Below are 3,208 nucleotides of genomic sequence, written 5' to 3'. Positions count from 1 at the left end.
ACCGGCGCTACTGGTCCCGCTGTCCGTAGGGCGGCTGTCCGAAATCGCCCTGCGGCGGCTGACCATATGGCGATTCGCCCTGCGGCGGCTGGCCGTACGGCGACTGCGCATAACCACCCTGCGGAGGCTGGCCGTACGGGCTCTGTTGCCCGTACCCACTGTGCGGCGGTTGCCCATAGGCACCAGGCTCGCCATACCCACCGGGTATCGGACGACCCGAGGCGTCGTACCGAGCGCCGGGGCCGGGGGGGAACTGAGGGCGACCGCGAGAGCCCTGCCCTGGCAGGGTGTACCCGCTCGCGAGAACGCTGAGAACCGCGCAGACCGTGATCGCCATGGACGCTATGAGCCCGAGCCACAACCCCGCGGCACGGTTGAGGTTCTCAATACCGAGCAGCATCTTGAGCATGATCATGATTGTGCCGAGCCCCGCGAGCCCTGCGATGATCAGAACCCAGTCGGCACCCACGGCCGGCAGCTGAACGCGGGTGAAGGTCCGCACCACTACCAGACCGGTCACGAGCAGCCCGAGCTCCACGCCACCGTAGGCGAAGAACCCCACTCCCCACGCGTTCTCCCCGAACCTGCCGACCGAGAACCAGTCGAATAACGAGGCGACGAACAGGACGGCACCGGCGATGAGAACGCCAAGATCGTTATTAGGTACGTCACGACCGGCGAGACGTGGCACGGAATGACCCCACTTCATGCGATCAACGGTGACCTGATGGACCTATCCCCACCACGTTAGCCGTTGCACCCCAGAACGCTACTCTTAGAGCGCGAACGACATAACCGGGTGTGGCCCGCCGCCGACGCGACAGACCACACCCGGTTACGGGGTTTCAGAACGAACGCATGACGTCAGCCATCAGACGGGCAGTCTCCGAAGGAGTTTTGCCCACCCGCACGCCCGCCTTCTCCAGAGCTTCCTTCTTGGCCTGAGCCGTACCGGACGATCCGGACACAATAGCCCCTGCGTGCCCCATCGTCTTGCCCTCCGGCGCGGTGAAGCCCGCGACGTACCCGACGACCGGTTTGGTGATATGGGCCTCGATGTACGCGGCGGCGCGTTCCTCGGCGTCACCACCGATCTCACCGATCATCACGATCGCGTCGGTGTCGTCGTCGGCCTGGAACGCGTCGAGTGCGTCGATGTGGGTGGTGCCGATGACGGGGTCACCACCGATACCGACGGCGGTGGAGAAGCCGAAGTCCCGCAGCTCGTACATCATCTGGTAGGTCAACGTACCGCTCTTGCTGACCAGACCGATGCGACCAGGCGGGGTGATGTCCGCCGGGATGATGCCGGCGTTCGACTTGCCCGGACTGATGATGCCCGGACAGTTCGGACCGATGATCCGGGTCGTGTTGCCCTTGGACTGCGCGTACGCCCAGAAATCGGTGGTGTCATGCACCGGAACGCCTTCGGTGATGACCACGACGAGCGGGATGCCCGCGTCGATCGCCTCGATCACGGCGGCCTTGGTCCCCGCTGGCGGGACGTAGACCACGGAGACGTCCGCACCGGTCTTCTCGATCGTCTCGGCCACGGTCGCGAAAACCGGGACACCCTCGACCTCGGTGCCCGCCTTCTTGGGGTTGGTACCACCGACGATCAACGACCCCGCCCGCAGCATCCGGGCGGTGTGCTTGCGTCCTTCGGAGCCGGTGATGCCCTGAACCAGGATCTTGGACGTCTCGTCCAGCCAGATTGCCATTGTCGGAAGCCTCTTCCCGTCCGCTCAGGCCGCAGCCGCGGCGAGCTGGGCGGCGAGCTTCGCCGCACCGTCCATGGTGTCCACCGGCCTGACCACGTCGAGGTTCGCCTCGGTGAGGATGCGCCGGCCCTCGTCCGCGTTGTTGCCGTCCAGCCTCACAACCAGCGGCGTGGTGACGTCGCCGACGATCTCGAGGGCCTGCACGATACCGTTCGCGACCGCGTCGCAGGCGGTGATCCCACCGAAGATGTTCACGAAAACGCTCTTGACCGCGGGGTCGGAGAGAATGATCGACAAACCGTCCGCCATCACCTGCGCGGACGCGCCGCCGCCGATGTCGAGGAAGTTGGCGGGCCGCTGGCCACCGAACTCCTCACCGGCGTAGGTCACGACGTCCAGGGTGGACATGACCAGGCCGGCACCGTTACCGATGATCCCGACCTGGCCGGACAGCTTGACGTAGTTGAGGTTCTTCTCCTTGGCCCGCTGCTCAAGGGGGTCCACCGCCGCGACATCGACGAAGTCGGCGTGGTCCGGGTGTCGGAAGGACGCGTTCTCGTCCAGACTGACCTTGCCGTCCAGGGCCAACACGCGGCCGTCGGCGGTCAGGATCAGCGGGTTGACCTCCACCAGCGTGGCGTCGGACCGGACGAAGACGTCCCACAGCTTCACCAGGAGTTCGGTGGCGCCGTCGAGGGCTGCCTGCGGCAGCTTCGCCGCTACCGCGATCTGGCGGGCGACGGTCGCATCTACCCCGGTCAGCGGATCGATCGGGATGCGGGCAAGCGCGTCAGGCTTGGTCGCGGCAACTTCCTCGATCTCCATCCCACCCTCGCGGGAGCACATGGCGAGGAAGGTCCGATTCGCCCGGTCGAGCAGGAAGGAGGCGTAGTACTCCTCGGCGATGTCGCTCGCCTGCTCCACCAGTACCGAGTGGACAGTATGACCCTTGATGTCCATCCCAAGGATGGCGGCGGCCTTGGTGGTGGCGTCTGCCGGCCCGTCAGCGACCTTCACTCCGCCGGCCTTACCCCGGCCGCCGGCCTTGACCTGCGCTTTGACGACGACCCGCCCACCAAGATCGGTGGCGATGGCGCGCGCCTCGTCGGGGGTGGTGGCGACCTTGCCGGAAGGCACAGGGACGCCGTGATCGGCGAACAACTTCTTCGCCTGATATTCGAAGAGATCCACAGTCCGTCCAGTCGGATACGAGATCGGTGGTCAGGATCGAACGTTGAAGGTTCACAGAGACGAGAACCGTCCCAAGCCTACTGACGTGTCCGTCGCGGCAGCCGCGCTGGCTGCCGCGACGGACAGTCACGTATGTCCGGGACAGCACCATCATCACCCGCACCGGCCGTCGGGCGCCGCACTTTGTGGCAGCCGACACCGCGATCACACCGAACGCGCGTCCCCGATCGTGACGATCGCAAATTTTGCCCCGGACCATCCCGGTAACGGACGTGGCGCCGCCGCTGCCCCCACCC

General features: G+C 66.1%; 3 protein-coding genes. All 3 read right to left on the bottom strand.

The window, feature by feature from the left end:
• Positions 1-7: 7 nt before the first annotated feature.
• The 3 genes from U9980_RS00490 to sucC all read right to left on the bottom strand — a co-directional run bounded on the left by U9980_RS00490 (position 8) and on the right by sucC (position 2,912).
• Complete coding sequence (locus U9980_RS00490) at positions 8-709, bottom strand: hypothetical protein (protein WP_322752454.1); 702 nt, start codon at positions 707-709, stop codon at positions 8-10.
• Between the two features lie 136 nt (positions 710-845).
• A complete protein-coding gene (gene sucD, locus U9980_RS00485) occupies positions 846-1,721 on the bottom strand; it encodes a succinate--CoA ligase subunit alpha (RefSeq protein ID WP_322747213.1) in 876 nt (291 codons plus the stop codon).
• Between the two features lie 24 nt (positions 1,722-1,745).
• Positions 1,746-2,912, bottom strand: coding sequence for an ADP-forming succinate--CoA ligase subunit beta (gene sucC / locus U9980_RS00480; RefSeq protein WP_322747212.1), 1,167 nt, complete (start codon positions 2,910-2,912; stop codon positions 1,746-1,748).
• Between the last annotated feature and the right edge of the window lie 296 nt (positions 2,913-3,208).

It is taken from the genome of Protofrankia sp. Cr1, from assembly GCF_963555865.1.
Lineage (GTDB): Bacteria > Actinomycetota > Actinomycetes > Frankiales > Frankiaceae > Protofrankia.
The sequence above is the reverse complement of the archived record's forward strand: the minus strand, read 5'-3'. Positions and strand labels throughout refer to the sequence as shown.

Excerpts from the sequence above, each read along its gene's own strand:
- U9980_RS00490 (WP_322752454.1), bottom strand. The coding sequence starts at position 709 with ATGAAGTGGGGTCATTCCGTGCCACGTCTCGCCGGTCGTGACGTACCT.
- sucD (WP_322747213.1), bottom strand. The coding sequence starts at position 1,721 with ATGGCAATCTGGCTGGACGAGACGTCCAAGATCCTGGTTCAGGGCATC.